The sequence below is a fragment of the Pyxidicoccus sp. M15 genome (genome assembly GCF_056858435.1).
The window spans coordinates 4,929,191-4,955,543 of sequence record NZ_CM166495.1 but is presented as its reverse complement, the minus strand read 5'-3'; the positions used below and the strand labels follow the sequence as shown (position 1 = coordinate 4,955,543).

The window sequence follows — 26,353 nt, the reverse complement described above, 5'->3', positions numbered from 1 at the left end:
CGGGCGGGGCCGCCGGGCTGATCCTTCAGGCGCTCCTGCGTGAGGCGCTTCCGGATCTTCTAGGAGGGAGTCTTCGGCATCTCGGAAATGAGCTCTTGGTGGTCCGGCCAGTACGCGACGGACATGCCGGCCTCGCGGAGGTGTTCACTCAACTCGTTGAGGGCGGGGGCGCCTCGTCGCTGGGCACCACAACGGCGCATACCCGCCACCGCTGCGATCATCCGCGTGCGCCATATGGCCACCTCGTGCCGAAGTCATATCGGAAGGACAGGAGGCCTGTTGGGGTAGCGGGTAGAGCGGGCGCTGAGCGCGACGCGGAGCGAGTCATGCGGGCCGGAATCTCGGTCCAGAACGTGTCGCGCTCACGCCCGGGGAGCCCGCGAAAGTGCAGGCGGGAGCTCCCCTCAGCGCCCCAGCCAGTCCGAAATAACTCCAGTCAGTGTGCTCCCCAAGGCGAGAAGTTGAGGAATAGCCACCTTGCTGACAGCGGCCGCATCGAAGGGCCAAACTGGATAGCGTTTCACCCGCAGAATCTGCTTACGCACGGCATCCAACTGCGCCGACATTTCTGCCGCATCTTGCAGCGCTCTGCTCTTCAACTTTCCGGCGAAATCCTCCTCAACCAACCCCAAGGATCTAGCCAATTCCAGTCCCTTTCTGTCACGCGTCCTAACCATCGCACCGTGCACGCTCCCCAAAGGCCAGATGAAGCACACGCCGATCACGGCAACAAGAATGAGAAGTGCTGTGCGCGCAAACGGAATGAGCCCTAGATTCCAGCCTCCATTGGTTGGACGGCTCGGCGCCTGTGGGATTATCTTGGACACAGAAGCGATAGCGGAAATGCAGGCCTCGTAAGAATAGGCATGAGAAGTTACTGGAAGCTGGGAGCATTCCTTTTTCAAATACGCGACCCGTGCAACTCCGATCTCCGCCCGCAACTGTTGCTTCAACGCATTGACTCTCTTAAACTCTGACCAAGCGACATCACCTTTTACACCTGACTCCTCGGGGGAGATGTGGGACGCGGCCACAATGGCAGAGACGCAGTCCTCATAAGAAGATGCATCAGAAGTCACCGGGAGTTGTGAACACTTCTCCTTCAGATAAGCAACCCGCGCAGCCCTCATCTCTGACTTCAATTGAAGCCGTAGGGCATCGAGTTCTGCAACGTGGGGAGGCGTGGGTGGCGCGACACACACGAGTTCCTCAGGCTCCATTTTGCATTGATAGGACGCAGGAGTTCGCTCATCACATATGCGCTCTGCAAATGCAGACCGAGACATCTGACCAAAATCAAACGCTCTATTGTCGTGGAGAACTTGGACGACTGCGGGATCTTCGTTTTGCTGAATCAAAAACCCAACTTTCTCCGCTAAATGCCTCAACGACTCACCCCACACAGCAGGAAGCTTGAGGTTCAGGGACACAAATGCAAGCAATATGGCTATAGGCACCAGGGGGGCCACCATGCCAACGAAGAACGTCCCGACAGGCTTCAAGCCGCCACACCCATCGGGATGCTCAGGCAGGATCTCAATGATGTCTTTTTCTCCTACCCTGCGAACCAGCCTTGCAATCTCAATGGCTACGCCCCCTGCACCTCCAACAATCCAACTCCATGGGAGCAAGCATACACACCATCCGAGGGTGCTTTTTAACCCGACTCTGCCGACCTCCATGTACCCGATGAAGGCCACACAAAAGGCCATGACGAGACCAACATAAATGAAACGCTTACGGCTCTTGAGTCGGTCAATGGTCTCTTCAACGAGCTTCTCGACCTCAGCGCATCCCACTTGAATACATCTACCCTGAAGCTGGTCCTTGATCAGCGAGGGAATGCTATGCAGCCACAGCCTGAACAGTACAGTACTAACTGCCAGGGTCACCATCACAAGGTAGAACCCCAAATCCAACCTATTGAAGATAACCTGGCTCCCTCCTCCTGCGGCGACAACGACCACCCATGACCATCGGAAAAGCAGCCTCTCCACCCGCGTCGGAAAGGGAAAAGCAAACCAATCGACATCTATCGTGGCCGACACGGAGTACGGCGCTGCGCCCCCGGAGCCTTGATTAGCTGGGCCGGGCGGGCTGTTTCCTGCATGAAGCGATACAGCAGCGAGAGGTTCAGACATGGTCCCCCAGGGTCTAGAATCTACCCTGAGTGAAATTGAACCGTTCTTGGATGTCAAACGCGAGAGCGGGGGGAAGCCATCCCAGGCTCATAGCCCACGGACTTATCGCTGCTCTCGCGGTAGCGGCCTTCAGTATCCGTACGACGGACGACGTGCTGCGGGGCATTGAGGGGATGAGCGGGGCAGGTCATCCCTGGACGGATGTCGAAGAGAGTTGAGAAGCCGGAGTGGCTGCGCATCGCCGAGGAGTTCGAAGCGAGCGGGCAGACGCAGCGGGAGTTCGCCGGACGCCTGGGGCTGCGCCTGAGCACCTTGCAGTCCTGGGGCTACCGTCGCAGGCGCCAGGGGAGCGAGGGGGCCGAGCCGCCCGTGCGCCTGCTACCGGTGCAGGTGAGTCGGGCGCCCGCGTCGGACGCAGCTTCGCTGGAAGTCGTGCTCGGCAGTGGCGTGCGCGTGCGGTTCTCGCCGGGCACCGACGTGGACTACCTGGCGCGGTTGGTGGGGGCGCTGGGGCGCAGCGCGTGCTGACGCTGCCCGCGCCGGTGCGCATCCTGCTGGCCACCGGGCCGGTGGACATGCGCAAGTCCATTGACGGCCTCATGGCCCTGGTGCGCACCGCCAGGGGCGAGGACGTCTACTCCGGCCACCTCTTCGCCTTCGTCAGCCGGCGGGGAGATAGGGTGAAAATCCTCACCTTCAGCCGGGGCGGCTTCGTCCTGTACTACAAGCGCCTGGAGACGGGCCGCTTCCGGCTGCCGCCGGTGGACGCCGACGCGCAGTCGGTGGCGCTGGACGCCACGCAGCTGGCGATGCTGCTGGACGGCATTAACGTGGCCGAGGTGAAGCGCCAGCCCGCCTGGACGCCCCCGGGGCGGACAGGTAGCTGAGCACGTCACGTCGAGAATGCCCTACCCGAGGCGTTGTTACGCGTGGGTGCCCCGAGTCCTTCCCCTCGACCACCATTGTCCCTGGCGCGAGGAAGCCGAGGAACTCAAGGCGGAGGTGGGCCGTATCGGCGGGGAGCTGGACGTCCTCAAGGGGCAGATGGCGGCCCTGCAGCGCCACGTCTTCGGCAAGAAGGTGGAGAAGCTGCCGACGGTGGCAGCCGAGCTGCGCGGGGAAGAGATGGGGGCGGAGGCGAAGGCCGCGCGGGAGGCGGCGGCACTGAAGAAGCGGCGCGAACGAGCGGCCCGCAAGGCCGAGGGGGCACCCACGCGCGAGATTCGCCACGCCGTCCCGGCCGAGGAGCGCCACTGCCCCGCCTGCGGCAGCGAGGACTTGAAGCCGCTGGGCAAGGGCCGCACCACCGAGGTGTACGAGTACCTGCCCGCCCGCTTCGAGCGGCAGGTGCACGTGCAGCAAGTCCTCTCGTGCAAGTGCGGCGGGGGCGTGGTGACGGCGCCCGCGCCCGCCAAGGTGGTGGACAGGGGCGAGTACGGCCCCGGCTTCCTCGCCCACGTGGTGACGTCCAAGTGCGCCGACGCCATGCCCCTGCATCGGCTCGCTCAGCGGATTGAGAGAGGCGGGGTGCCGATGAGCCGCAGCACCCTGACGGACCTCTTCCACCTGTCCGCCTCGGTGCTGCTGCCGCTCTCCCGCCCCCTCTTGCAATGCATTGCGTCCGCCGAGGTGGTGTGGGCCGACGAAACGCCGCTGCGCGTGCTGGACTTGAAGAAGACACGCCTGGGCTACCTCTGGACCTTCCTCACCCAGAATGAGCGGGGCGAGTGGCTCGTCGGCTACCGCTTCAGCATGGGGCGTGGGGGCAAGACGCCCCAGGACGTGCTGGGCGGCACCACGGGCGCGCTCGTGGTGGACGGGTACACCGGCTACAACCCGGTGACGCTGCCGGACGGACGCACCCGCGTCGGGTGTTGGGCTCATGCCCGCCGCCGCTTCTTCGACGCGCTCGCCACCGCGCCCGAGGCGCGCGAGGCTCTGGACTTCATCCTGGCCCTCTACCGGGTGGAGGCCCAGGCGCGCGAGGCGCTGGTGGTGCGCACGGCCGTCCACCGAGAGCTGCGCCAACTTCACAGCGCGCCCGTCCTCGCGCAACGGCGCGCCTGGCTGGAGACGCAGGCCCCACGGCATCCTCCCAAGGGGCCGCTGGGGCAGGCCATTTCCTACGCGCTGAAGCAATGGGACGCCCTGAGCCGCTTCGTCTCGGATGAACGCCTACCCTTGGACAACAACCGGAGCGAGGCGGCCCTGCGCAAGGCAGCGCTGGGCCGGAAGAACCTTCTCTTCGTGGGCCACGAGGCCGCGGGTGAAAACCTCGCCGGTCTCTACGCGCTGGTGGCCACCTGCGAGGCCAACGACGTCAACCCCGAGGACTACCTCGCGGACGTGCTGCTGCGCGTCCAGACGCACCCCGACTCGCGCATCGGCGAGATGCTGCCCCACGAGTGGAAGCGCCTGCGCGCCGCCGACTCCTCCTGAGCACCGTCGCTCACGTCCGCCCCGCTCACGCCCACCGCCGAGCACAGCGCCCGTCCATCCTCAAGCGGTCCGGCACGTCGTCCGCCGTACGGATACCCTCGGCCGGGACGGCGTGGCGAATCTCGCGCGTGGGCGCCCCCTCGGCCTTGCGGGCCGCTCGCTCGCGCCGCTTCTTCAGTGCCGCCGCCTCCCGCGCGGCCTTCGCCTCCGCCCCCGTCTCTTCCCCGCGCAGCTCGGCTGCCACCGTCGGCAGCTTCTCCGCCTTCTTGCCGAAGACGTGGCGCTGCAGGGCCGCCATCTGCCCCTTGAGGACGTCCAGCTCCCCGCCGATACGGCCCACCTCCGCCTTGAGCTCCTCGGCTTCCTCGCGCCAGGGACAATGGTGGTCGAGGGGAAGGACTCGGGGCACCCACGCGTAACAACGCCTCGGGTAGGGCATTCTCCACGTGACGTGCTCAGCTACCTGTCCGCCCTGGGGGCGTCCAGGCGGGCTGGCGCTTCACCTCGGCCACGTCGATGCCGTCCAGCAGCATCGCCAGCTGCGTGGCGTCCAGTTGCACCGACTGCGCGTCGGCGTCCACGGGCGGTAGCCGGAAGCGGCCCGTCTCCAGGCGCTTGTAGTACAGGACGAAGCCGCCCCGGCTGAAGGTGAGAATCTTCACCCGGTCTCCCCGCCGGCTGACGAAGGCGAAGAGGTGGCCGGAGTAGACGTCCTCGCCCCAGCCCGTGCGTACCAGCGCCATGAGGCCGTCAATGGACTTGCGCATGTCCACCGGCCCGGTGGCCAGCAGGATGCGCACCGAGGCCGGCAGTGTCAGCACGTGGTGCGCCCCAGCGCCGCTACCAGCCGGGCCACGTAGTCCACGTCCGTGCCTGGCCCGAACCGCACCCGCACGCCCCCGGCGATGACGACCTCCAGCGAGACCTCACCCGAGACGGGCGCGCGGCTCACCTGCACCGGCAACAGGCGCACGGGCGGCTGCGCCACGGCGCTCTCCTGGCGCCTGCGTCGGTAGACCCACGACTGCAAGGTGCTCAGGCGCAGCCCCTGGCGCCCGGCGAACTCCCGCTGCGTCAGCCCGCTCGCTTCGAACTCCTCGGCGACGCGCAGCCACTCAGGCTTCTCAACTCTTTTCCGCACGCCTCGACGGATGACCTGTCTTCGTCATCCGCTCAATGCCCCGCAGCACGTCGTCCGTCGTACGGATACGCCGCTTCTTCGACGCGCTCGCCACCGCGCCCGAGGCGCGCGAAGCCATGGACCCCATCCTGGTCCTCTACCGGGTGGAGGCCCAGGCGCGCGAGGCGCTGGTGGTGCGCACGGCCGTCCACCGAGAGCTGCGCCAACTTCACAGCGCGCCCGTCCTCGCGCAACGGCGCGCCTGGCTGGAGACGCAGGCCCCACGGCATCCTCCCAAGGGGCCGCTGGGGCAGGCCATTTCCTACGCGCTGAAGCAATGGGACGCCCTGAGCCGCTTCGTCTCGGATGAACGCCTACCCTTGGACAACAACCGGAGCGAGGCGGCCCTGCGCAAGGCAGCGCTGGGCCGGAAGAACCTTCTCTTCGTGGGCCACGAGGCCGCGGGTGAAAACCTCGCCGGTCTCTACGCGCTGGTGGCCACCTGCGAGGCCAACGACGTCAACCCCGAGGACTACCTCGCGGACGTGCTGCTGCGCGTCCAGACGCACCCCGACTCGCGCATCGGCGAGATGCTTCCCCACAAGTGGAAGCGCCTGCGCGCCGCCGACTCCTCCTGAGCACCGTCGCTCACGTTCGCCCCGTCCGCACCGCTCAGGTCCACCGCCGAGCACAGCGCCCGTCCATCCTCAAGCGGTCCGGCACGTCGTCCGCCGTACGGATACGGCGCAATCATCATCAAGAGCCGTTTCGCTGCACGATTTTGCTCTCACCCACCACTTCGATGCGAGTAATCGAACTAAGTGGATGCCAGTCTGGAATCAAGCCCTCCATCTGTCCATCCGGATAGATGCGGTAGTGAGCAGCTCCTGGCAACATCTCCGGATCGATTGGATGCTTGGCATTGGGATTGTGATAAACATCCATCCCCTCCACCCAACTCTCCGCGTAGTGAGAATCATTAACAAAACGCACAAACGACTCAGGCTCTACACTATTGGGGTCACGATCAACTGCATACCCCTTTCGAACCATACGGACCCGATGGGAGCCAAAACCCGCAATTACACCCATCCTATTGAATTTTGAGAGCGTGCCACTATTACTAAAGACGACAGCGCTTACATTCTCCGCCCCAGACAATCCGAAAAAGCCAGATGCTATCTCCTTGCCTTCCCACTTATGAGACTCAATCTTTCGGGGATGCACATGCAACTGCCCATGGCTGTCATATTCAGCTCGATGATCGTATCCATAGAGATACACAGACAGTGCCGACCGCGTAAAGACCATCGACATGGGTGCAGAGAAGTCCTGAATAGCAAACAAAAATGGCTTTCCTGAAATATTTTCTTTCTTCCAGTATTTTTTCGCGAGCTTGGAAGTCAGAGCGCTGCCGAACTTAATCGGCATGTACTCACGCAGAAAGCTCCGAATTGATTCGGGGGTGTCGCGCAAGGGTGGTGGAACAATCTCCCCTAGCTTGTCTCTTGTCGGATTGACAGTCACCGCCTCAACGGAGAAATCACCCAAGACGCCGTGGCAAGTGAAGTCAGGCACAGCATAAGTTCGATCGATGCGGTAACGCATCTCAACAAACGTCGCAAAGAGGTAAAGTTCCCAAATGCGCGCGTCAAACCCCACCGTTTGGAACTGCTCAATAAAGTTTCCATCGGGATCCTCGTACCAATGCATCATGGGTTCGATGATCCTGCGAGCGGCAATGAATTCCTCTAGTTCAGCCAGCTTAAGGAACCCGGGGTTGAGCTTCTCTCGGGAAGCCTTGGGCAAGAAGAAATCTAGAGGCGCCCCGTCCTCATCGCCTTGGTAATACTCCTTCTCGGGCGCCAAGGAAAGTTGCTCCATCTCGCGGCGTAGGAGCGCCTTGGCATAGTTACGCGATGGATTGAACTCCGTAACTCGCACTGCTCGAAACCGGCCACGTCGGTCACGAGCAAACACAATACCTGCGAAGTCACTATCTATACGGTCGCGAACGACCATGCCCAAGACGCGCTCGTTGCTATGCTCGAACCATGAGAGTTCCTCAGTGGTATAAAGAGTCAGTGGTTCGCGGGAATAACCAGCAAGCGCATTAAATCTTACCAGCTTCAGTGGGAGCATTTTCGATCCAGGACGTCTATTTTATGGTGATACATCCACCCTTTGCTCCATTTACTCTACAACCTTCCAACACGAATGACATTCAATTGATTGTCTCGGAGTTCTTCAGCGCCAACTAGAAACTCCGCGTGCCGCCACGGCGCAATTCGTGGACGGAGTATAGCCAGCAAAAGGATTGCGTGGAGCCATCTGCAGCAATACTCCGCTTTCGTCGGATTGTTACCTGAACAATTCCCTCATTCCGGTGGGGAAACACGACGCGCGCGCGAATAGCAAAAAAATCCAGAACATTTCGACTGCCATCTGGAGTCTTTTTCATCTGATAGCGACCGAGTCGCATGACGCAAGCGCTCTCGCGAACAACTCGCTTTGCTATACCTAAGAGTTCCCAAGAAGCGACAATTCTCTCGGTTCTTCGCCTGCGACGAGTCATGCGGCGCCAACCCACGCGAGAAATCTCGATCATACCCAAGATTGGATTTGTTCTTTCCGCATCCGAACCATTCTTCCAGGCCAAATAATACTGCCGCGCCGAGGCTTTGGTGCTGCTCGACAGGGCAACATAGTTAACATCTAAGCGCGAAGCCTTGATGACAGGGAGAACCCGATCGACTGAGCTTTTCTTGCACAATGCAGCAATATGTCCTTTGGAGTGCGGCCCAAATCGCTGGCTCCTAGGAAACAGAATAATTTGTTTATTGTCGTGACTGAATGAATTAGGATCTCGCAGGTCCGTCCAAAATGACTCTGGCGATGATCTGTTTGTAGGATCAACGTAGATCATGATCATGGGACCAGGAACAGCATCCCATTTTGGGCGATGCTTCTGGATGTAGCTTGCGCTAACCAGAACACCAACATGATTCGGTCGGGAAGTTGCGTCTTGGCGATATCCGGCACCGCACTTTATTTGAGTAAAGATAATGTCTCCCGTATCCCTTCCACGTCGGCGAAGTAGTATTAAACCATCCGTGGCGTCATCGTTACGCCTGTCAAGCTCCTGCCAACCGGATTGCCAGTCATACTCTACGATTTGCTGCGTATGTGTGACGCCGAAGCTTTCTTGTGGCCTGTTATCCAATGTTATTTCCCCGCAATAAGAGTACCCGTCTCACTTGGGCAAGATAACGGCATGCAAACTCAAGATGAGAGGAAGAGAAGTGCTAGGCAGTCGGGAGCGGACCAGAACTATCGCATTTCCAGTAAAGGCGCGACAACGTGGACTGGCAATGCTCCCGGTGCCTAGCCGCAAAAATGTAAACCTCGAACTAGCCAGTTTGCAACCATTAACCGTCTCGACATAAGCTTTGGGCGCGCCGCCCTCTTGCTCTGCACGCCGGCTGGAAGGCGGGAAGGCCCCGTCACCTCGTGATACCCTCGCCCGACCATGAAGGTACTCGTCGTCAACGTCGGCTCGACCTCTGTCAAATACAACCTCTATGAGATGGACACCGAGGCCCGTCTCGCCGCGGGACGCGTCGAGCGCGTGGGCACCGCGGAGGCCCTGCACGTCCACGAAGCGGGCAGCGCCCCGGTCGACGGGCGGGCCATCCAGGACGCGCTGCGTGCCATCCTCGCCCACCTGACCCGCGCGGGCGGTCCCCTGCCGGACGCCAGGGAGCTCGCGGCGGTGGGCCACCGCGTCGTCCACGGGGGTGAGCGGCTCATCGCCCCGACGCCGGTCGACGCCAAGGTCGAGGCCATCATCGAGGAGTGCGCGCGCTACGCCCCGCTCCACAACCCGGCGAACCTCGCCGGCATCCGCTCGGCCCGTGAGGTCTTCCCCTCGGTGCCACACGTCGCGGTCTTCGACACCGCGTTCCACGCACAGCTTCCGCCCCAGGCCTACACGTACGCCGTTCCGCACGAGCTCTACCTGTCCAAGGGCGTGCGCCGCTATGGCTTCCATGGCCCGAGCCACCAGTTCATGGCCCTGTCCGCGGCCGAGCACCTCAAGACGGACCTGTCGCGGCTCAAGCTCATCACCTGCCACCTCGGAGGCGGCGCCAGCATCTCCGCCATCGAGCGCGGTGTCTCGGTGGAGACCTCCATGGGCATGACGCCGCTGGAAGGGCTCGTCATGGGCACGCGCGCGGGAGACCTGGACCCCGCCGTGCCGCTGCTGCTGGCGAAGGATGGCCTGTCGCCGGAGCAGATAGACACCCTGCTCAACCGTCAGTCGGGCCTCGCGGGCCTGTCGGGCGTCAGCGCGGACTTCCGTGACGTGCAGCAGGCGGCGGAGGCCGGCAACCCGCGCGCGCGCCTCGCCATCGACGTGTTCGTCCACCGCATCCGCAAGTACATCGGCGCGTACGCCGCCGTGCTGGGCGGGGCGGATGCGCTCGTGTTCACCGGCGGCATCGGTGAGAACTCCGCGCTGGTGCGCAGCCGCGTGTGCGAGGGGCTGCTCTTCATGGGCGTCTCCCTCGACGAGCGGGCCAATGAGACGCAGCGCCCCGCGGACCATGGGGGCATCGTGGAGGTCTCCGCGCCGCGCGCCCCCACGCAGGTGCTGGTGGTGCGCACCGACGAGGAGCGGATGATTGCCCGCGAGGTGATGCGCTGCCTGGTGGGGCCCACGGCCACGCTTCGCAGCGTGCGCGCCCGGCCGATTCCCGTGGGCGTCAGCGTGCGCCACGTCCACCTCAGCCGCGCCGACTGCGACGCGCTCTTCGGCCCGGGGTATGAGCTGACGAGCAAGCGCGACGTCACCCAGCCCGGGCAGTACGTCACCCGGGAGACCGTGGACCTGGTCGGCCCCAAGGGGGAAATCCAGCGCGTCGCCATCATCAACCCGCTGCGCAAGCAGACCCAGGTGGAGCTGGCGCGGACCGACGCCTTCACGCTCGGCGTGACGCCGCCCCTGCGCGAGAGCGGCAAGCTCGAAGGGACGCCCGGAATCACCCTGCGTGGCCCGGCGGGCACCGTCACCATCCCGAGCGGTGTCATCCTCGCGCTCCGGCACGTGCACATGAGCCCCGAGGAGGCGCGCTCGTTCGGCGTCCAGGACCGCAACGTCATCCAGGTGCGCGTCGAGGGCGAGCGCGAGATGACGATGGGCGACGTCCTCGTCCGCGTCCATCCCGACTTCCGGCTGGACATGCACGTCGACACCGACGAGGCGAACGCCGCGGGGTTGACCAGTGACAGCGTCGTCGCGTTCAGCGGCGTGCAGGTGGGCACGACCTGAGCGTGAGCCTCCGTCGAGGGACTGCCCGGTGCCGGCGCCGTCGAGGCGCCGCACGCGCACGCTCGACAGAAGCTCGAGCGGCATGAATCGCCGGTCGCCGTCGCCGCGCGGGTGTCCGACAAATACGCATCCGCGTGGGACGCCTGTATCCTCGGCGCCATGTCTCTCCGGGCCGCCACCCTGGCGGCCCTGTGAAGGAGCGCGCCACTTGAACGCCGTCACGTCGTCCCATCCGAAGGAGATAACCCTGCGCGGGGTGACCCTGGGTGTCCTCATCACCCTGGTGTTCACCGCGGCGCAGGTCTACCTGGGTCTCAAGGTCGGCCTCACGTTCGCGACCTCCATCCCCGCGGCGGTCATCTCGATGGCGCTCCTGAGCGCCTTCAAGAACGCCACCATCCAGGAGAACAACATCGTCCAGACGCTGGCCTCGGCCGCGGGCACGCTCGCGTCCGTCATCTTCGTCCTGCCCGGACTGTTGATGACCGGCTGGTGGACCGACGTCCCGTTCTGGCCGACGTTCGGCGCGTGTGCCATCGGCGGCGTGCTCGGTGTGATGTACACCGTGCCGCTGCGTCGCGCGCTGGTCTCCGGCTCCGACCTTCCGTATCCCGAGGGCGTGGCGGCCGCCGAGGTGCTCAAGGTCGGCACCTCCTCGCGCTCCGGCGCCGCCGAAGGCAAGGCCGGCCTCATGTCCGTCGTCTGGGGCAGCATTGCCTCGGCCCTGTTCGCCGCGGCGGCCGCCGCCAGGCTGATGGCAGGTGAGGTGGCCGGGTATTTCAGGGTGGGCAGCGGCGCCACCGGCATCGGTGCCGCCAGCTCGCTGGCGCTCATCGGCGCCGGACACCTGATGGGCATCACGGTCGGCATCGCGATGCTGGCCGGCCTGCTGATTGCGTGGGGCATCCTGGTTCCGGTGCTCACGTCCATGAACCCGATGCCGGAAGCCACGGCGTCGGAGCACGCGCTGCGCGTCTGGGGCACCCAGGTGCGCATGCTCGGCGCCGGCGCCATCGGCGCGGCGGCCATCGTGACGCTGGCGGGTCTGGCGAAGCCGGTCATCGGGGGCCTGCGGTCCGCCCTGGAGGCGGCCCGGCGCGCCAAGACGCAGGGTCAGGCGCTCGAGCGCACGGAGCAGGACCTGCCCATCCGCACGGTAGGGCTGGTGACACTGGTCGCCCTGGTGCCGGCCGGCTGGCTCCTGGCGAACTTCCTCCAGGGCACCGTGCTGGAGAGCCTGAGCCTGCCGCTGGTCGCGGTGGGCATCGGCTATGTCCTGCTCGCGGGCATCTGTGCCGCCGCCGTCTGCGGCTACATGGCCGGCCTCATCGGCTCGTCGAACTCGCCTGTTTCGGGCATCGCCATCCTCACCATCCTGGGCGCCGCGCTCAGCGTCGGCGTGGTCGGGCGGCAGGTCACCGGGCCCGAGGTAGCCCCCGCGCTGGTGGCGTTCGCGCTGTTCGTCACCACGGTGGTGCTGGCCGTGGCGGTCATCGGCAACGACAACCTCCAGGACCTGAAGACCGGCCAGCTGGTGGACGCGACGCCCTGGAAGCAGCAGGTGGCCCTGCTCATCGGCGTGGTCGCCGGCTCGGCCGTGGTTCCTCCCGTGCTGGCGCTGCTGAACCGGGCCTACGGCTTCGCGGGTGCGCCCAACGCCAACGCCATCTCGGCGCAGCCGCTGGCGGCGCCGCAGGCGACCCTCATTTCCACCCTGGCCAAGGGCGTGATTGGCGGCGACCTGCGGTGGGACCTCGTCCTGTGGGGCGCCGCGCTCGGCCTGGCCCTGGTCGTCATCAACTTCGTGGTGAAGAAGGCCAGCCAGGGCCGCTACAGCCTGCCGCCGCTGGGCGTGGGCCTCGCCATCTACCTGCCCAGCGCCGTCACGGCGCCGGTGGTCGTGGGCGCGCTGGCGGGCTGGGCCTTCGAGCGCGCGGCGAGCAAGCAAAGCTGGGGTGAGCCCGCCAAGCGCCTGGGCGTGCTCGTCATGTCCGGCTTCATCGTGGGCGAGAGCCTGTTCAACGTCGCGCTGGCCGGGTTGATCGTCTCGACGGGCAAGGGCGAGCCGCTGGCCATCCCGAACGAGCTGGGGGAGGTGACGACCATGATCATCGCCCTGGTACTCGGCATCGTCATCGTGGGCGGGCTGTACCGCTGGGCGGCGCGGACGGCGCTCCGCATCTCGACCTGACCCGGGCCCGTCACGTGGGGTGGCCAGCCCGGGGATGCCGGGGCTGGCCACCTGCGGCAGCCACCGCTACTTCATGCGCACCGTGACGGTGTTGGTGGCGGTGTTGAGGGTGAGGAAGCCCCGCTGGAACTCGCTCTCGCGCCCACCGGTGACGGAGTACTCGTCCCGCACCGGGTAGCCCAGCGTGCTGCGCTCCCACCCCAGCGACTCCCACTTCGCCCGAATCGGGCCATGCACCTCGTGCGCTCCCGTCGCCGCCGTCCAGTAGATGCTTCCATTCTGGAAGTGGTTGAAGCGCCCCACCCCGTCCGGTGTCTTCGTCTCGTCCGTCAGCGGGTAGCCCAGCAGTCCCGCCTCCCGGCTCAGCGCCACCCACCTGGCGTTGATGTCGCCATTCACCGCGTGCGCCCCTGTCGCCGGCGTGAAGTAGATGCTGCCCTTCTGGAAGTGGTTGAAGCGCCCCACCCCGTCCGCGGCCGCCTGCTCATCCGTCACCGGGTAGCCCAGGTAGCTCTTCTCCCACCCCAGCTCCGACCACTTCGCATGGACGAGTCCGCGCACCTCGTGCGCTCCCGTCGCCTGCGTCCAGTAGATGCTTCCATTCTCGAAGTGGTTGTAGCGGCCCACCCCATCCGGCGTGAGCAACTCACCGCTCTTCGGGTAGCCCAGCACGCTGCGCTCCCAGCCCAGCTGCCCCCACTTCGCATGAATCTGCCCGTGCACCTCCCACGCCCCCAGCTCCGGCGTCCAGTAGATGCTGCCGCGCTCGAAGTGGTTGTAGCGGCCCCGGCCATCCGGCGTCGTCAGCTCGTCGGTGAGCGGGTAGCCCAGGGCGCCCCGCTCCCAGCTCAGCTGCTCCCACTTGCCGCGGATGGCGCCCAGCACCACGTGCGCGCCCAGCGTCGGCGTCCAGTAGATGCTGCCGCGCTCGAAGTGGTTGTAGCGGCCCACCCCGTCCGGCGTGGCCAGCTCGCCGACCTGGCACGCCCCCAGCAGCGCGGGGCCGTTGACCGCGTTGTACTTCGCCTTGATGTCGCCCATCAGCACGCAGCCCGTGCCGCAGTGTGAATTGGCCCGGTTGAGGTAGTCCCGCCAGGGCCAGTTGGCCCCGGGGTCCGTGCGGTTGTACGGCTGGAGCTGGCCGTGCCCCACCACGTGGTAGCTGTCGCGGGGCACCCCGTGGTCACGCGTGATGTCGCACAGCAGCCGGGCCGAGGCGTCAATCTGCCCCACCGGCCAGTTCACCGTCGACGCATACCCGCCGTGCTCGATGCCGATGGTGAAGTCGTTGGCGCTTCTCCCGTTCAGCCCGCACTCCGCTCCACTGTTGTTGCTGCACTGGTAGGTGGCGCCAATGTGCCAGGCCCGGCTCCCGTCGCGCACGAGCTGGCTGATCTCTCCGCCGTCCTCGCGCACCACGTAGTGCGCGCTCACTTGTGAGCTGGTGTTGGTCAGCCAGCTCCAACACCCCGAGTAGCCGCTCTCACAGGTGTGGATGATGACCATTCGCACCCCATGGGCCGGGAGTTGAAGTTGGGCGAGGGCCGCCACACGGCCGGGGCGTAGTCCGGACCGGCGAGCGCCTGGGCCTGCTGCCCCAGCTCCCCTTCGGCCAGGCCCTGTCCGCTCGCGGCCCACTCCTTCGAGAGCTTCCCGAGTCCCAGGCGGGCCACCCGGAAGACCTCGTCGTGGACGAAGCTGCGACGGCCTGCCTCGTCCTGGATGCCGGACACCTCGGCCACCGCCGGTGCCCACTTCGCCGCCTGCGTCCGGTCCACCTTCAGCGCATCCGCGTGGCGCGACAGCAGCGCCGCCGCCGCACGGACGTGGGAGCGCGCCTCGGTCCTCGCCTGCTCCGCCGTGACGCCGGCCAGCTTCGCGCCCTCCTCGAGCTGCGCTCGCGTGAGCGCCATCATTCCGAAGACGGCCGGGCGGCCCTCGAACTCCTCGGCGCCCTCCACCATCTGGTAGCGCGTCTGCACGAAGGAGATGGACTTGAGGAGCGCGGGAGGCACATCGAACTCCTCGCCGGCCGCCTCGAAGAGCGCATCGGAGGACTCATCCTCGCGGACGGCGTCCTCCGTCCTCGGCGTGTCCCCCTGCACGGAGGGCACCGCGGGCACCGGCTGCGGCTGCTGCTCGTCCATGCCACACGCCTGCGTCAGCGCAAGCGAGGCGGTGAGCATGAAAATTCCTGGCCTGTTCTTCATCGATTCCTCCGGACTTCGTCACGCGAGCCATGACGGCTCCGGGAATCGCCAGCGGCAGGCGCACGGGGAGCCGAAGAGGAGGAGGATACGCCTCGATTGGTCTCCGAGAAATCAAGAAAAAACGATTTGCCTCGATTTTCCGGGTCTCCGCGTCCAGGCAGTCCCTCGCTGACTTCCGTCGAGGCTCATGGCCGGGGCGCCTGCTTCTCGGAGTCCCGGGAGCCATACAGACCTGGAGGAAAAAGCTGCTCCGGCAGGACAGGACGTTGAGGTGAAGGCCCGCGGGCGGCGCTCGGTGGCCCACCTCCATCGCCGCGGCAGTCTCGACGGCACCGGGGGGATGACATGAGCCCCCGTGCGTCTGGGCCGGACGCAGCCGCGTCCACGTGGGAAACGCCCACGCGTCCAAGCAGGCGGCCCAAAGGGGAGAGCCGCCCCTGACAGTCCTCGTTACGAGGCGTTGGCGCGTTGGAACGTGGCTTGCTTAGCCTTACACCAGATTCCATCCACCCCAAGCCATGATGGTGCTTTGGCCATCACGAGGACCGGCCATGAAAATCGCAATCATAAACACCGGCGGCACCATCAGCTGTGTTGGCGACCCGCTGGCCCCGATGACCGCGAGCCAGTTCGCGAGCGCGTGCGAGCAGATCCTCAACCCCATCCTCGCCCAGAGCTTCCCGACGCTGGAAATCGATTACATCACGGACCTCACGTTCCCCGAGTCCAAGTCCGGGACGCTGGACAGCACCAACCTCCAGCCCACGGACTGGTGCATCCTCGCCGGGTACATCCTGGGCCACTACAGCCTCTATGACGGGTGGGTGGTCCTCCATGGCACGGACAGCATGGACTTCACGGGAACGGCCCTGCCCTTCCTGCTGTCGTGCTTCGATTCCAATGGCATCGCGACCGCCGCGCTGAGCAAGCCTGTCATCATCACCGGCTCGCAGGTGCCCATGTTCTGGGAGGATCCGAAGACGGGCGCCCTGTCGCTGAACTTCAACACGGACGCGTACCAGAACTTCTGCGGCGCGGTCGCGTCGGCGCAGACCGGTATTCCCGAGGTCTGCGTCTATTTCCAGAGCGAACTGTACCGCGGCAACCGCGTCCTCAAGACCAACGCCAGCAAGTTCGACGCCTTCTCCTCGCCCAACTACCCGGCGCTGGGAGGCTCCGGCGTCACGTTCACGCTCGAGGCCGGCAACGTCCTCCCCTCCCCGGTCAGCTACACCGTCAGCCTCGACAACCCGGCGGCTTGCCAGGCGGCCATCGCGCAGCTCAACAGCATCCAGGCGACCATCAACTCCTTCCCGGTGATGCAGTTCAACGCCTTCCCGGCCTGGTACAACTCCGCGAATACGACAGCCATCCTGGCCAACCTGGTCCGCGCGTGCGTGGGTCAGGGAATCAAGGGGTTGATCCTGGAATCCTATGGAGAGGGAAACTTCCCCTCGGGCAATCCGGACACGCCCTCCGCCGGGGCCATCTACCAGGCCTTCAAGGACGCGAACAACGCGGGCGTCGTCATCGTGGACTGCACCCAGGTCATCAGCGGGGTGGTGAATGACAGCGCCTACGCTTCCGGTGCCTGGCTGCCCAGCGTGGGGGCCTTGAACCCGGCGGACATGACGTCGACGGCGGCCTTCGCCAAGTTGATGATTCTGCTGGCCGCCGCTGGCCATAACGGGTGGAGCGCCGCAGACGTCAAGACCCTGCTGCAGCTCAACCTCCTGGGAGAGATGCTCAGCGTGAGCCGGCTCGACAGCCGCCTCAACGCGGAGTTGTTGTCGGGTCAGTCCATCTCCGCGCTCGATGGCAGCGCCACGCTGCGCAATGACCCGGTGCTCGGCCCCATCCTCACCGACAGCTCGGGCACCACCTTGTGGACGGCCCTGTCCAATCCCTCATCCAGCAACCTGCCGGGGCGCCTGGTCATGCAGAACGACGGGAACCTCGTCTTCTATAGCCGGTACAACACGGCGATGTGGGCGACCAATACCGGCGACAGCCGCGGCGCGTCGTCCATGCTCATCCTCGGCGGCTCCACGAGCAACGGGAGCTTGTCGTTGGAGGTCTACAACTACTCGGGAGGAATGGTCAGCAAGACGCTGTACACGCAACCGGGCATGCAGGCTGTTCCGGAGGCGTCCGCTCGCAGGCTGGCTTGAAGAGAGCCGCCGTCCATAGAACAGGAAAGGAAGCTCCAAAATGGCATCGACCCGGCATTTCAAATTCAGTGGCATTGTCGCCCCAGACGACCGGCTCCACCAGGTGACGCACACCGCGCTCGGAGCAACGGCGCCGGACGAGCACTCGCTGGCGCCCAAGACCGTCCCCGTAACCATCACCAACCCGCCCCCCACGCGGGTCATCGGCGTCCCCCAGTACGGCCCGACCGTCTACGGGCGCACGACGGGGTACAACCCGGCGGGTGACTGCAACGGCAATTTCATGTCGTACAAGTTCCAGCCGAACAACAACTGCTATGCCTACGGCTGCAACATCACGCCGAACACCTTCCCGCAGCCCGGCCGGGCCAGCGGGAATCTGATCACGGCGCAGACGCTCAACGGCCCCTCGGTGCGCGCCTTCGCGGAGAAGGACGGCCTGCGCTTCGCGGGCACGAAGATGGCGGAGCTCCAGGCGTTCGCGGTGTCCCGCAAGGCCGCGGCGGACGCCCTGGACGGCCACTTCGTGGCGCTCATGATTTCGCCCGCGGGAGACGCCAACTGGCCCGGCGACTACCACTGGGCGCGCTGCGACGACAACGTCAACTTCAGCTCGTGGTCGCAGAAGGACGGCAACGACCAGGTCACGAACTTCGATTTCGCGGGCAACCCGATAAAGGACCCGGCCACCGCGAACTGGACGGTCAACCAGGGGCCCATCCAGCCTGACAAGAGCCAGCCCAACTACAACCCCAACGACCTGTTCGTCGACTATGCGTTCTATTGTTACATGTTCGTCCCCAACACGGGCGTGAACATCCTCTGACACTGACACACGCGGCGGCAGGAACTGGCAGGTAGCAGCGGCCGAGGACGGCCGGACCTACGAAGAACCCGGAGGTGACACGTGTGTACCATTGGATGGGTCAATCGTGCGGGTGAGACCTTCACGTTCAAGCAGTGCGACTTGACCACGAAGACGGAGTTCCTCGAGCCGGAGGCCGTCAGGGGAAGCGCGGGGCCCTACCTCGCGTTCCGGCGCGTGGGGCGCCCGGGAATCTGGGCCGGGGTCAACAAGCGGGGCGTGAGCTTCGTGGCCGCTGATTATTACACGAACGAAGACCCGGGGAGCGCGACGGCGCCGCAGGCGCGCTTCTTCCGGACCAGCACGCACGTCGGCGAGAGCAGTCCGGTGGACGCCTTGTTCCGCGCCTACGAGGCCTCCATCGCCGACCATGCGACGGCCGCGGACGCGATTGCGTACCTGAAGAACTGGTATCTCACCCAGGGAGATCCGGGCGCCCCCCAGCCGAACTTCAAGAGCCCGGACATCGTCTTGATGGCGGATTCCACGCAGGCAATCTTCCTCGAGTACTACCCGGGAGACACGCCGGGCACGGCGCAGGTGCTGACCCTCTCGCCCAAGGAAGGCTGGTTCGTCTCCACGAACCACGCGCGAATGTTCAGCCAGACCGTGGACTACTCGAAGAACCACAGCACCTACCTGCGGCTCGCACGGGCCGAAGCGATTCTGGGGGCGCAGCCGAAGCTCGACGGGATTCACTCCGTGCTCCAGGACCAGTATTACGGCGAGACGGAGCTGTCGATCTGCCGTATCGCCGCGCAGCCCGGCCAGTACTTCACGCAGGCCACCGTCATCACGCAGGTGTCGACCGGGGGCGTCAGCGCTGACTACCTCTTGAACGGAAACCCGAGGACCCGCCCCTACAAGAAGAAGGTGCTCTGACCCTTCCTCCGCCCCGGGACTTCTCGAGACTCCGCGCTGGGAGGGAGCACCCTCCCTCTTCGTGAAGAGGCTACCCGGGCTTGTAGCCGGCACCCTGTGCGTCCCTGGGAAGCTCCTTCTCGCCCTGGAAGTCGTAGCGGCCGGACCCGTGCCGCTTGAGCTTGATGGACTTGACGTAGAAGTACCAGCGGCCGGGGTACTGGGAAGCTCGACCCGGGTCCTCGACAGCCTCGCCCCCAAGCCACGCCTGCACACCGGCCCCCTGCCCCTCACTTCCCGGGACCGGTGGGGCGTGATGGCTACCCCGCGACGGGCCCCTTCCAGTTCGAAGGGCACGGCGCGCTCCGGCTGTTCGGCTACGGCGCCTCTTCGGCAGGGGCGTCGGGACCGGCGAGCGGCGCCGTGACCCCCTACTGAGGGGTATCGACTCATTCAGGCGAGAGCGCCCACCCACGCCGTACACCATCGGCATGGGGGCGCTTCGGACGCCGCGAGTCCCCGCTCGCGGCGTCCGCGGTGGGCGCGAAGCTCCCGGGACGTGGGGGTCAGCGGTTGAAGAACGAGGCCTGCTGGAAGCGCATGCCGGCCAGGACCTGCTCGACGCGTTCGTCGGACAGCGTTCCGATGTACTCACCGAGCCGTGCCTTCTCGACCGAGGACACCTGCGACACGACCAGGACGCTCTGCCTGGGCAGGTTGCCCTCCCCCGCTTCGAGCAGCACGTTGCCGGGCTCTCCCGCCCGCTTCAGGTTCGACGTCATCGCGCAGACGACCACCGTGTGGATGCGCGAGCGATTGAAGACGTCGTCCTGAATCACCACGTACGGATGGGCGATGGCGGGGACCGACCCCCGCTCCTCATCTGGCACCACCCAGAAGATGTCACCGCGATGAATGGCCGAGGGTCCCCTGCCCGTCTGCGTCGCTGACTTCGTCTCCATGCGGGTGCCCACCGAATCGCGCTGGCCTTCGTCAGGCGTCCTACCCCAAACGATTGCTCCGGGAACACCGGCCCGTGCCGCGCTCGCTCCCCCGCGGTGGGAGCCGTCGGCCCGGAACTTGCCCTGAAGCCTCCGTCAACGGAGGAACGGATGGGCATTCGCGCAGGGGTGGTGGGGGCGGGGCTGGCGGTCATCTCTCTCTTCTCGGTGGGTTGCACTGATGAGCCACCGACAGTCGACCCGCAGGACGAGCAGCGGCCCGGGCCACCCGACGGAAACGATGTTCCCTCACCGTCCCCACCGGATGCCTCCTCGGATGCGGGAACACCCCCGCCTGAGGAAGACGGGGGCACGACGCCCGACGCCGGCGAACCGGCGGACGCCGGGACGACGCCCGACGCCGGCGAGCCGACGGACGGAGGAACGACGCCCGACGGTGGCGAGCCCGCGAACGCGGGGCCGTGGCCGGTGGACGCGGTGCTCGACTACACGCGCGCGTATGGCGCCGGCACGCCGCAGAGCGTGGGGCTCGATGAAGGGCTGAACGTGTGGCTCCTCGACGGCCGCCGCATCGGCGTGCTGCGTCCGGGGGACTCGGCCCCGACGTGGACCACGGGCATCGGTCAGGCCCGCCAGCCGTTCGGCGCGGACTCGCTGGCCATCGACTCGACGGTCATCTGCGGCGGTGAGGCCGGGCGCGCGTATGTGGGGTACCGCGCCAACGAGATGAAGCGCGCACCGGGCATCGAGCAGCGCACGTACATCCCCGGACCGGGCGAGCCGTACTACACGCCCGAGCGCTACGCCGAGTACCAGAAGGGGGACCTCGATGCGGTCCGCGTCCAGCCGGATGGGAGCGTCGTGCTCGAGGAGCACATCTGGCGCACCGTCAAGTCGTCGAACAAGGACAAGCAGATTGGCATCCACAACACCAACGACTTCCACTACGAGGAGGACCGCTCCGTCCTCAACTGCGCTCGCGTGACGCGCGGCCGCTACCGCGGCGACCTCTACATCACGACGAACCACGGCGTGACGCGCATCCAGGGGCTCGTCTACAACAGCCACCGTCACCCGGGCTGGTACCTCTACGAGGACGGCTCGGAGTGGGGCTCGCTGCAGTGTCCCTATATGTACGGACTGGGCATCGCGCCGAACGGGGACGTCCTCGTCGCCAATGAGCAGATGCTCGGAGTGCTCGTGCCCAGCGCGAACCTGGAGGAGTGGGACCGGGAGAACACCTGGGATGGGCCCACGCCCTGGACCTTCAAGAGCTTCAACGAGAAGCTCAACGGCCAGGCCTCCGATGACTACTGGCGCGCCTTCGAGCAGACCCCCTCGGGGCGCTACTACCTGGGCAGCGCGGAGTACGGCGTCTGGGCGATGACGCCGAAGTCACGCTCGGCGGGCAACTGGTCGAAGCTCGAGGGGCTGCCGACGAATCGCATCCAGGCGCTCAAGGCGACGGACGACGGCGCGCTCTACATCGGCACGAATGGCTCGGGCCTCTGGCGGCTGGAGGCCGACGGCACGACGCTGAGCCAGGTGCGGCAGGTGTCCGGCCAGCGCGTCCTGCAGCTCGTCTACGAGCCCACCGTGACGCCGAGCATGCTGCTCGTCCTCACCGACCAGGGGCTGACGGTCCTCCGGGGGCCGTAGGACGGGCTTCTCGCAACGGCCCTTCATCCTGGAGGCCGGGGCCGGAGGCTGCTGGAGACAGCGGCTTCCGGCCTGGCACGGCGCCCCCACGGCTGAGACTCAGAAGCGCGCGCGAATCGAGGCCACCGCGGCTTCGCGGACCCTCACATCCTCCCCCTCGGACATCACCTCGTCCTCGTCGTTCAGGTGGATGCGGTAGGCAATGGGCGCATGGTCGATTTGCGTCCATTGGCTGTAGCCGGGAATCGGGGGTATCACCTCGATGCGGTTCACGTCGCGGGACTTCCACAGGTAGTCGAGCACCTGGGTCCTGAGCTCCCCGGTCTCCCGCGAGCGCCGGCCGTGGGTGGCCTGGAGCCCGGGGGGCACAGGCGTCCAGCCGAAGAGGGACCGCACCTCTTCTGACAGGCTCTTGGTATCGCCTGGCTGCGTCTGGTCGAGTTTCGTCCAGGGGTAGTTCATGTCGCCGATGAGCACCGCGGGCCGGACCTCCCGGTCGAGCTCGGCGATGTCGCCAAAGATTTCATCAGGGGCCTTTTCGGAGTTGGCGATGATGTGGACGCCGCCCACGGTGAGGCCCTGCACCCTCACCCGCAACATGGGCCGCCGCTGGCTGGCCCCGACGACCTTGATCTCCGGATTCAGCGTGTCCAGCCACATGACGATGAACGAGCAGGGACTGGGGTTGTTGTTCACGTCGCCCGCGGGGATGTAGCGCGCCTGGTAGCCGGAGAAGCTGCTGAGGTACGCGGACATCGGCCCCCCGCCCTGCGATACCTCGGCCAGGAAGATGAGCGACGGCATGGCCTGATGGGCTTCGATTGTCGCGATGATCCACCGGAGGATCTGCTGGCAGCACCAGAGGCAGCGGGCCTGGGGTCCCAGGTTGCGGGACTCCAGGCCGCTGGCCCGCTCGGTATTCCAGTACGCGATGATCACCTGCGGCCCGCCGCGGTCCGGGGCTGGAACGGACGGGCGGCGACACGCGTGCGGGGAAAGCCCTGACGCTCCGGGAGCCGGTGCTGCTTCGCGGCGCCCAGCGTCGAGAGGTCCGACACGTTGTAGGGCCCCTGCAGCACCACCGGGGACAGCCCGTTGACGATGCTCGACAGCACCTCGCCGCTCGGAGAGAGCACGCTGACCATGTCCATCATCTGCCACTTGAGGAACATCTGCGTGTAGCTCTCGGTGGCGGTGAGGGTGTCGGAGACGTAGGCCGTGTACTCGGTGCTGACGGAGACCTCCTGGAAGCTGGTGGAGCTGGCGCTCAGGCTGGCGGAGATGCCCACGGACATGGGCCCCCAGCCCGCGCTCGCGCTCGCGCCGAGGGAGGCGGAGACGGTGTCGGTGCTCGAGGACGTCTGCTGCATGTTCGACGTGGACGTGCTGCTGACCGTCTGCGTCTCCCCCGGAGCGATGGTGTAGGACTCGGGCAGCCGCCGCCAGTACTGCTCGCGGATGGTGCGGTTGCGGTTCTTCAGCAGGCCCGCCGCCACGAGGACGCGGGGCGAGTCCGGAGGGATGATGACCTCGCTGGTGGGCTGAGGAGGCAGGCCGATGTCATTGGGGTCCACCATGGAGTTGGGCCCGAAGAAGACGCTGGTGGTGCTGGCGGTGATGGAGCAGACGCCGATGAACGAGCCCGTGTGGCGGCAGGACCAGCTGATGTAGTCCCCGTTGGCCACCCAGAAGTTGACCGCGTAGCCCGCGGGCACGACGCCCATGGCGCACCGGGAGGCGTCCTCGGCGAGGTAGAAGAGCTGCGCGTCCACGGGCAGGTTGTTCCAGAAGCGGATGGAGCGCATACCGCCGGTGGGCGCCGAGCTCAGGGTGCCCGCGAGGGCCTGCTGGTAGGTGTTGTTCATGGACGGCCTCCACCCCGGGCGAGCTCGTCCTCGAAGAGGCGGGCCCATTCCAGGGCAATGTTGTCCCACCGGAGCGTGGGGCGGGTGGCGAGCGCGTGGGCGGCCCGGGAGCGGGCCTCCAGGTGCGCCCGGTCTTCGTACAGCCGGGTGAGCGCCGCCGTCAGCGACGCCACGGACGGCACGTGGGCGTCGGTGAGGATGCGGGGCTGGCACAGGGTCAACTCCACGTCGAGCACCTCGGCGCTGCCCGCCCAGAGCTCTCCCGGAGCGGTATGGCCGGGGACGACCTGGGCGGCGCCCGTGGCGGCGTGCTCGAAGGAGACGAGCCCCCAGCCTTCGCTGCTCGAGGTATTCACGCCGACGTCGCACGCGTTGTAGACGTGGTTGAGCTGGGCGAGCGTCAGCCGGGGCGCGTAGCGGTGGTCCGTGCTGATGATGAGGCGGTCGGTGACGCCGAAGCGCTCTCCCAGTCCGCGCAAGTCCCAGCCCACGTCCTCGGTGCCCATGTGCAGGTAGAGCCGGGCGTCGGGGCGTCCCTTCGCGAAGGCGGCGAAGCCCCGCACGGTGAGGTCGATGAGCTTGCGCGGCTGGTTGCGGTTGGCGTTCAGCACGATGAAGGCATCGTCCAGCGCGTCCGTCCCGAAGAGCGCGGCGCGGCTGCGGCGGCGGGACGCGACGAGCGCCTCGCCCGGCGGCGCCAGGGGGCGGAAGACGTCGGTGTCGATGCCGTGGGGGATGACATCCACGTCCGGCCACGTGGGCGCGCCGGGAAGCCGGGAGGCGGCGGCGCGCAGCTCGCCCTGACCGAACGCGGTGTAGGCCACGAGCCGGTGGACGCCCTGGAGCCCCGCCAGGAAGCTCGCGCTCAGCGGTCCGGAGTCCACGGGGCAGTAGGCCACCGTGCGGTGATGTCCGGGCACGCGAGCGAGCGCCCGGGCGTAGTCACCGAGCACCCAGATGTCGTTGACGAGGAAGATGAGGTCCGGCGCCAGGGTGGCGCACAGCTCCTGCAGGCGGCTGACGCCCCGGGCGTCGATGGCCGGGTGGAGCGTCCACGGCAAGTCGTGCGCGCCGCCGGCGTATTTGATGCCGAGCTGGTGGATGTCGTAGTCGCTGGCGAGGGGCCGGAAGATGCTGGCGGTGACCCGGCTGAAGCCGGTGGGCGCCACGGCATCGCCCACCACGAGGATGCGGGGGCGGCTCCGGCGTCCGGACACCGGCGAGGAGGCGCTGGGCGCTTCCGCGGGCGGGTCCCGGCGCTCCGCGCGCCGCTGCACGGCCTGGAGCACCAGCTCTCCGAGCACCCGGTGGCGCTCGCTCCGGCGCCGCGTGAGGACCTCGTCCCGAGCCCGGAGGAACGGCTCGTCGAAGGTGACGACCTCGGGCATGGCGAGCCCGGGATAGAGCCCCCGCAGCGAGGCGGGCAGCGCGAGCTCGTCCATCACCAGGTCGTCGAAGTCCACGACCATCCCGGGAATGGCGTCGAGCGCCTCCTGGGCGTCGAGCAGGCCCTCGATGAGCGCCTCGTCGGGGTTGTCGCGGCGCACGCCCCGCGCGGGGTAGGTCCAGCCCCGGTCCCCCATGGCGAGCGCGACGTCGGCGAGGGAGCGGCGAATCTTCAGCACCCGCAAGGGGCCGGGCTGGGAGAGCGCGGCGGAGACGACGAAGGGCTGGGTGACGTCCTTGTAGGCCCAGCCCGTGGGGCGCACCAGGTGCACGAGGTGCTCGCGGGCGGCCTCGAAGGCGGGGGCGTCCGACGGGCGAAGGAAGTGCACCGCGGCGGGGGTGGACGCGAAGGCGAAGCGCTCCAGGTTGAGCACCTCGCCATCCGTCACCCAGCCGGGAGAGGCCAGCTGCAGCATTTCGCGGGCCCAGGCCCATGTTTTCGACGACAGGGAGCGGGGCAACGCCACCAGGAAGAGGGACGGCGTCTCTTCGGACCGCGGGGCGCTCATCCCTCCTCGAAGACCGTGAACAGCGCGCCGAAGGTGACGGTGACATCCGACGAGAAGGTCGCCGTCCCCGAGAGGGCCTTGGCCCCTCCCGAGGGGAGGAGCTGCATGAAGTAGGTCCCGCCCGGGTCGCCGGAGAACGTCGTGGTGACGTCGGAAGTCGCCGACTTGGGGACCTGCGAGAACGTCACCTCTTCAGTCTTGCCCTGGGAGACCTTCTTGATCTCCGCCCAGTAGCTCTGCCCCGCGAGTGGAGCGAAGACGACACGCATCATGCTCATGACGTCTGCTCCGCGGTGAAGACGATGGACACATCCGTCTGGGGGGCGAGCGACGGGGAGAGCATGCTCGTCGCATAGGCGGAGCAGGCGTAGGAGGCGTAGCCCGACACCTGGAAGACACCGCTCATTCCGGTGACCTGCCCCGAATAGACGCGGGTCGGGGCGCCGCCGCTTGCGTAACCATTGATGATGAGCGTCACAGGTGCGTTGGCCTGGTTGCGAAAGACGACGCGTACGGGGTTGGACATTGGGTGTAGAAGCATCGGCCAGATGAAGCGATGCTGCAACTGCAATAGGTGGACGC

Annotated in this window: 24 protein-coding genes and 1 pseudogene; 10 read left to right on the top strand and 15 right to left on the bottom strand. The window is 66.3% G+C overall.

Annotated elements, in window-relative coordinates:
• Positions 1 to 404: 404 nt before the first annotated feature.
• Positions 405 to 2,141: a hypothetical protein gene (locus tag ACX9TP_RS18825; RefSeq protein WP_482981109.1), complete on the bottom strand. Its 1,737-nt coding sequence runs from the start codon at positions 2,139 to 2,141 to the stop codon at positions 405 to 407.
• Positions 2,142 to 2,342: 201 nt separating this feature from the next.
• On the opposite strand from ACX9TP_RS18825, the gene tnpA (ACX9TP_RS18820) reads away from it, so the two are divergent.
• Genes tnpA (ACX9TP_RS18820) through tnpC form a run of 3 tightly spaced genes read left to right on the top strand, consistent with a single transcriptional unit; the run spans position 2,343 to position 4,580 of the window.
• A complete protein-coding gene (gene tnpA, locus ACX9TP_RS18820; protein WP_482981108.1) occupies positions 2,343 to 2,669 on the top strand; it encodes an IS66 family insertion sequence element accessory protein TnpA in 327 nt (108 codons plus the stop codon).
• Positions 2,663 to 3,028: an IS66 family insertion sequence element accessory protein TnpB gene (tnpB, locus tag ACX9TP_RS18815; protein ID WP_482981107.1), complete on the top strand. Its 366-nt coding sequence runs from the start codon at positions 2,663 to 2,665 to the stop codon at positions 3,026 to 3,028. The genes tnpA (ACX9TP_RS18820) and tnpB (ACX9TP_RS18815) overlap by 7 nt, the downstream gene beginning before the upstream one ends.
• A gap of 46 nt (positions 3,029 to 3,074) precedes the next feature.
• The gene (tnpC, locus tag ACX9TP_RS18810) at positions 3,075 to 4,580 is read left to right on the top strand and encodes an IS66 family transposase (RefSeq protein WP_482981106.1); all 1,506 of its coding nucleotides are present in this window, start codon (positions 3,075 to 3,077) and stop codon (positions 4,578 to 4,580) included.
• Positions 4,581 to 4,605: 25 nt separating this feature from the next.
• On the opposite strand, the gene ACX9TP_RS18805 is transcribed toward tnpC, so the two are convergent.
• Genes ACX9TP_RS18805 through tnpA (ACX9TP_RS18795) form a run of 3 tightly spaced genes read right to left on the bottom strand, consistent with a single transcriptional unit; the run spans position 4,606 to position 5,721 of the window.
• A complete protein-coding gene (locus ACX9TP_RS18805) occupies positions 4,606 to 4,989 on the bottom strand; it encodes an IS66 family transposase (RefSeq protein ID WP_482981105.1) in 384 nt (127 codons plus the stop codon).
• A gap of 46 nt (positions 4,990 to 5,035) precedes the next feature.
• Positions 5,036 to 5,401 (bottom strand): IS66 family insertion sequence element accessory protein TnpB, encoded by a 366-nt coding sequence (gene tnpB / locus ACX9TP_RS18800; RefSeq protein WP_482979751.1) that lies wholly within the window; start codon positions 5,399 to 5,401, stop codon positions 5,036 to 5,038.
• The gene (gene tnpA, locus ACX9TP_RS18795; protein ID WP_482981104.1) at positions 5,395 to 5,721 is read right to left on the bottom strand and encodes an IS66 family insertion sequence element accessory protein TnpA; all 327 of its coding nucleotides are present in this window, start codon (positions 5,719 to 5,721) and stop codon (positions 5,395 to 5,397) included. The genes tnpB (ACX9TP_RS18800) and tnpA (ACX9TP_RS18795) overlap by 7 nt, the downstream gene beginning before the upstream one ends.
• Before the next feature lie 68 nt (positions 5,722 to 5,789).
• Between tnpA (ACX9TP_RS18795) and ACX9TP_RS18790 the strand changes: the two are divergent.
• Positions 5,790 to 6,338, top strand: a pseudogene (locus ACX9TP_RS18790) (IS66 family transposase); the annotation flags it as partial.
• Between the two features lie 118 nt (positions 6,339 to 6,456).
• Here the strand turns inward: ACX9TP_RS18790 and ACX9TP_RS18785 are convergent.
• Together ACX9TP_RS18785 and ACX9TP_RS18780 are read right to left on the bottom strand one after the other, a co-directional pair.
• Positions 6,457 to 7,842, bottom strand: a complete 1,386-nt coding sequence (locus ACX9TP_RS18785) for a hypothetical protein (protein WP_482981103.1) — start codon at positions 7,840 to 7,842, stop codon at positions 6,457 to 6,459.
• A gap of 115 nt (positions 7,843 to 7,957) precedes the next feature.
• The gene (locus tag ACX9TP_RS18780; protein ID WP_482981102.1) at positions 7,958 to 8,923 is read right to left on the bottom strand and encodes a DUF4365 domain-containing protein; all 966 of its coding nucleotides are present in this window, start codon (positions 8,921 to 8,923) and stop codon (positions 7,958 to 7,960) included.
• 306 nt (positions 8,924 to 9,229) lie between these two features.
• Between ACX9TP_RS18780 and ACX9TP_RS18775 the strand changes: the two genes are divergently transcribed.
• Both ACX9TP_RS18775 and ACX9TP_RS18770 read left to right on the top strand, forming a co-directional pair.
• Positions 9,230 to 11,032, top strand: a complete 1,803-nt coding sequence (locus ACX9TP_RS18775) for an acetate/propionate family kinase (protein WP_482981101.1) — start codon at positions 9,230 to 9,232, stop codon at positions 11,030 to 11,032.
• Positions 11,033 to 11,240: 208 nt separating this feature from the next.
• Positions 11,241 to 13,223, top strand: a complete 1,983-nt coding sequence (locus tag ACX9TP_RS18770; RefSeq protein ID WP_482981100.1) for an OPT family oligopeptide transporter — start codon at positions 11,241 to 11,243, stop codon at positions 13,221 to 13,223.
• Positions 13,224 to 13,289: 66 nt separating this feature from the next.
• On the opposite strand, the gene ACX9TP_RS18765 is transcribed toward ACX9TP_RS18770, so the two are convergent.
• Together ACX9TP_RS18765 and ACX9TP_RS18760 are read right to left on the bottom strand one after the other, a co-directional pair.
• Positions 13,290 to 14,729: an N-acetylmuramoyl-L-alanine amidase gene (locus ACX9TP_RS18765; RefSeq protein ID WP_482981099.1), complete on the bottom strand. Its 1,440-nt coding sequence runs from the start codon at positions 14,727 to 14,729 to the stop codon at positions 13,290 to 13,292.
• Positions 14,675 to 15,409 (bottom strand): hypothetical protein, encoded by a 735-nt coding sequence (locus ACX9TP_RS18760; protein WP_482981098.1) that lies wholly within the window; start codon positions 15,407 to 15,409, stop codon positions 14,675 to 14,677. Before ACX9TP_RS18760 ends, ACX9TP_RS18765 begins: the two co-directional genes overlap by 55 nt.
• Positions 15,410 to 15,984: 575 nt before the next feature.
• Here ACX9TP_RS18760 and ACX9TP_RS18755 point away from each other — a divergent pair.
• The 3 genes from ACX9TP_RS18755 to ACX9TP_RS18745 all read left to right on the top strand — a co-directional run bounded on the left by ACX9TP_RS18755 (position 15,985) and on the right by ACX9TP_RS18745 (position 19,351).
• Entirely contained in the window at positions 15,985 to 17,604 is a 1,620-nt protein-coding gene (locus ACX9TP_RS18755; protein ID WP_482981097.1) for an asparaginase domain-containing protein, read from the top strand.
• Between the two features lie 40 nt (positions 17,605 to 17,644).
• Complete coding sequence (locus ACX9TP_RS18750) at positions 17,645 to 18,430, top strand: hypothetical protein (RefSeq protein WP_482981096.1); 786 nt, start codon at positions 17,645 to 17,647, stop codon at positions 18,428 to 18,430.
• A gap of 141 nt (positions 18,431 to 18,571) precedes the next feature.
• Positions 18,572 to 19,351: a hypothetical protein gene (locus ACX9TP_RS18745; RefSeq protein ID WP_482981095.1), complete on the top strand. Its 780-nt coding sequence runs from the start codon at positions 18,572 to 18,574 to the stop codon at positions 19,349 to 19,351.
• A 70-nt stretch (positions 19,352 to 19,421) separates the two neighbouring features.
• On the opposite strand, the gene ACX9TP_RS18740 is transcribed toward ACX9TP_RS18745, so the two are convergent.
• Both ACX9TP_RS18740 and ACX9TP_RS18735 read right to left on the bottom strand, forming a co-directional pair.
• Positions 19,422 to 19,604: a hypothetical protein gene (locus ACX9TP_RS18740; RefSeq protein WP_482981094.1), complete on the bottom strand. Its 183-nt coding sequence runs from the start codon at positions 19,602 to 19,604 to the stop codon at positions 19,422 to 19,424.
• 292 nt (positions 19,605 to 19,896) lie between these two features.
• Positions 19,897 to 20,292: a type II toxin-antitoxin system PemK/MazF family toxin gene (locus tag ACX9TP_RS18735; RefSeq protein ID WP_482981093.1), complete on the bottom strand. Its 396-nt coding sequence runs from the start codon at positions 20,290 to 20,292 to the stop codon at positions 19,897 to 19,899.
• A 150-nt stretch (positions 20,293 to 20,442) separates the two neighbouring features.
• Here ACX9TP_RS18735 and ACX9TP_RS18730 point away from each other — a divergent pair, with 150 nt between their 5' ends.
• Positions 20,443 to 21,951, top strand: coding sequence for a hypothetical protein (locus ACX9TP_RS18730; protein WP_482981092.1), 1,509 nt, complete (start codon positions 20,443 to 20,445; stop codon positions 21,949 to 21,951).
• A 99-nt stretch (positions 21,952 to 22,050) separates the two neighbouring features.
• Here ACX9TP_RS18730 and ACX9TP_RS18725 read toward each other — a convergent pair whose 3' ends face one another.
• Genes ACX9TP_RS18725 through ACX9TP_RS18705 form a run of 5 tightly spaced genes read right to left on the bottom strand, consistent with a single transcriptional unit; the run spans position 22,051 to position 26,297 of the window.
• Positions 22,051 to 22,890 (bottom strand): hypothetical protein, encoded by an 840-nt coding sequence (locus tag ACX9TP_RS18725; RefSeq protein WP_482981091.1) that lies wholly within the window; start codon positions 22,888 to 22,890, stop codon positions 22,051 to 22,053.
• Positions 22,887 to 23,816, bottom strand: a complete 930-nt coding sequence (locus ACX9TP_RS18720; protein WP_482981090.1) for a hypothetical protein — start codon at positions 23,814 to 23,816, stop codon at positions 22,887 to 22,889. The genes ACX9TP_RS18725 and ACX9TP_RS18720 overlap by 4 nt, the downstream gene beginning before the upstream one ends.
• Positions 23,813 to 25,771, bottom strand: coding sequence for a hypothetical protein (locus tag ACX9TP_RS18715; protein WP_482981089.1), 1,959 nt, complete (start codon positions 25,769 to 25,771; stop codon positions 23,813 to 23,815). Before ACX9TP_RS18715 ends, ACX9TP_RS18720 begins: the two co-directional genes overlap by 4 nt.
• Positions 25,768 to 26,049, bottom strand: coding sequence for a hypothetical protein (locus tag ACX9TP_RS18710; protein ID WP_482981088.1), 282 nt, complete (start codon positions 26,047 to 26,049; stop codon positions 25,768 to 25,770). The genes ACX9TP_RS18715 and ACX9TP_RS18710 overlap by 4 nt, the downstream gene beginning before the upstream one ends.
• Positions 26,046 to 26,297 carry a hypothetical protein gene (locus ACX9TP_RS18705; RefSeq protein WP_482981087.1) on the bottom strand — a complete coding sequence of 84 codons (252 nt, stop codon included), beginning with the start codon at positions 26,295 to 26,297 and terminating at the stop codon, positions 26,046 to 26,048. Before ACX9TP_RS18705 ends, ACX9TP_RS18710 begins: the two co-directional genes overlap by 4 nt.
• Positions 26,298 to 26,353: the final 56 nt, after the last annotated feature.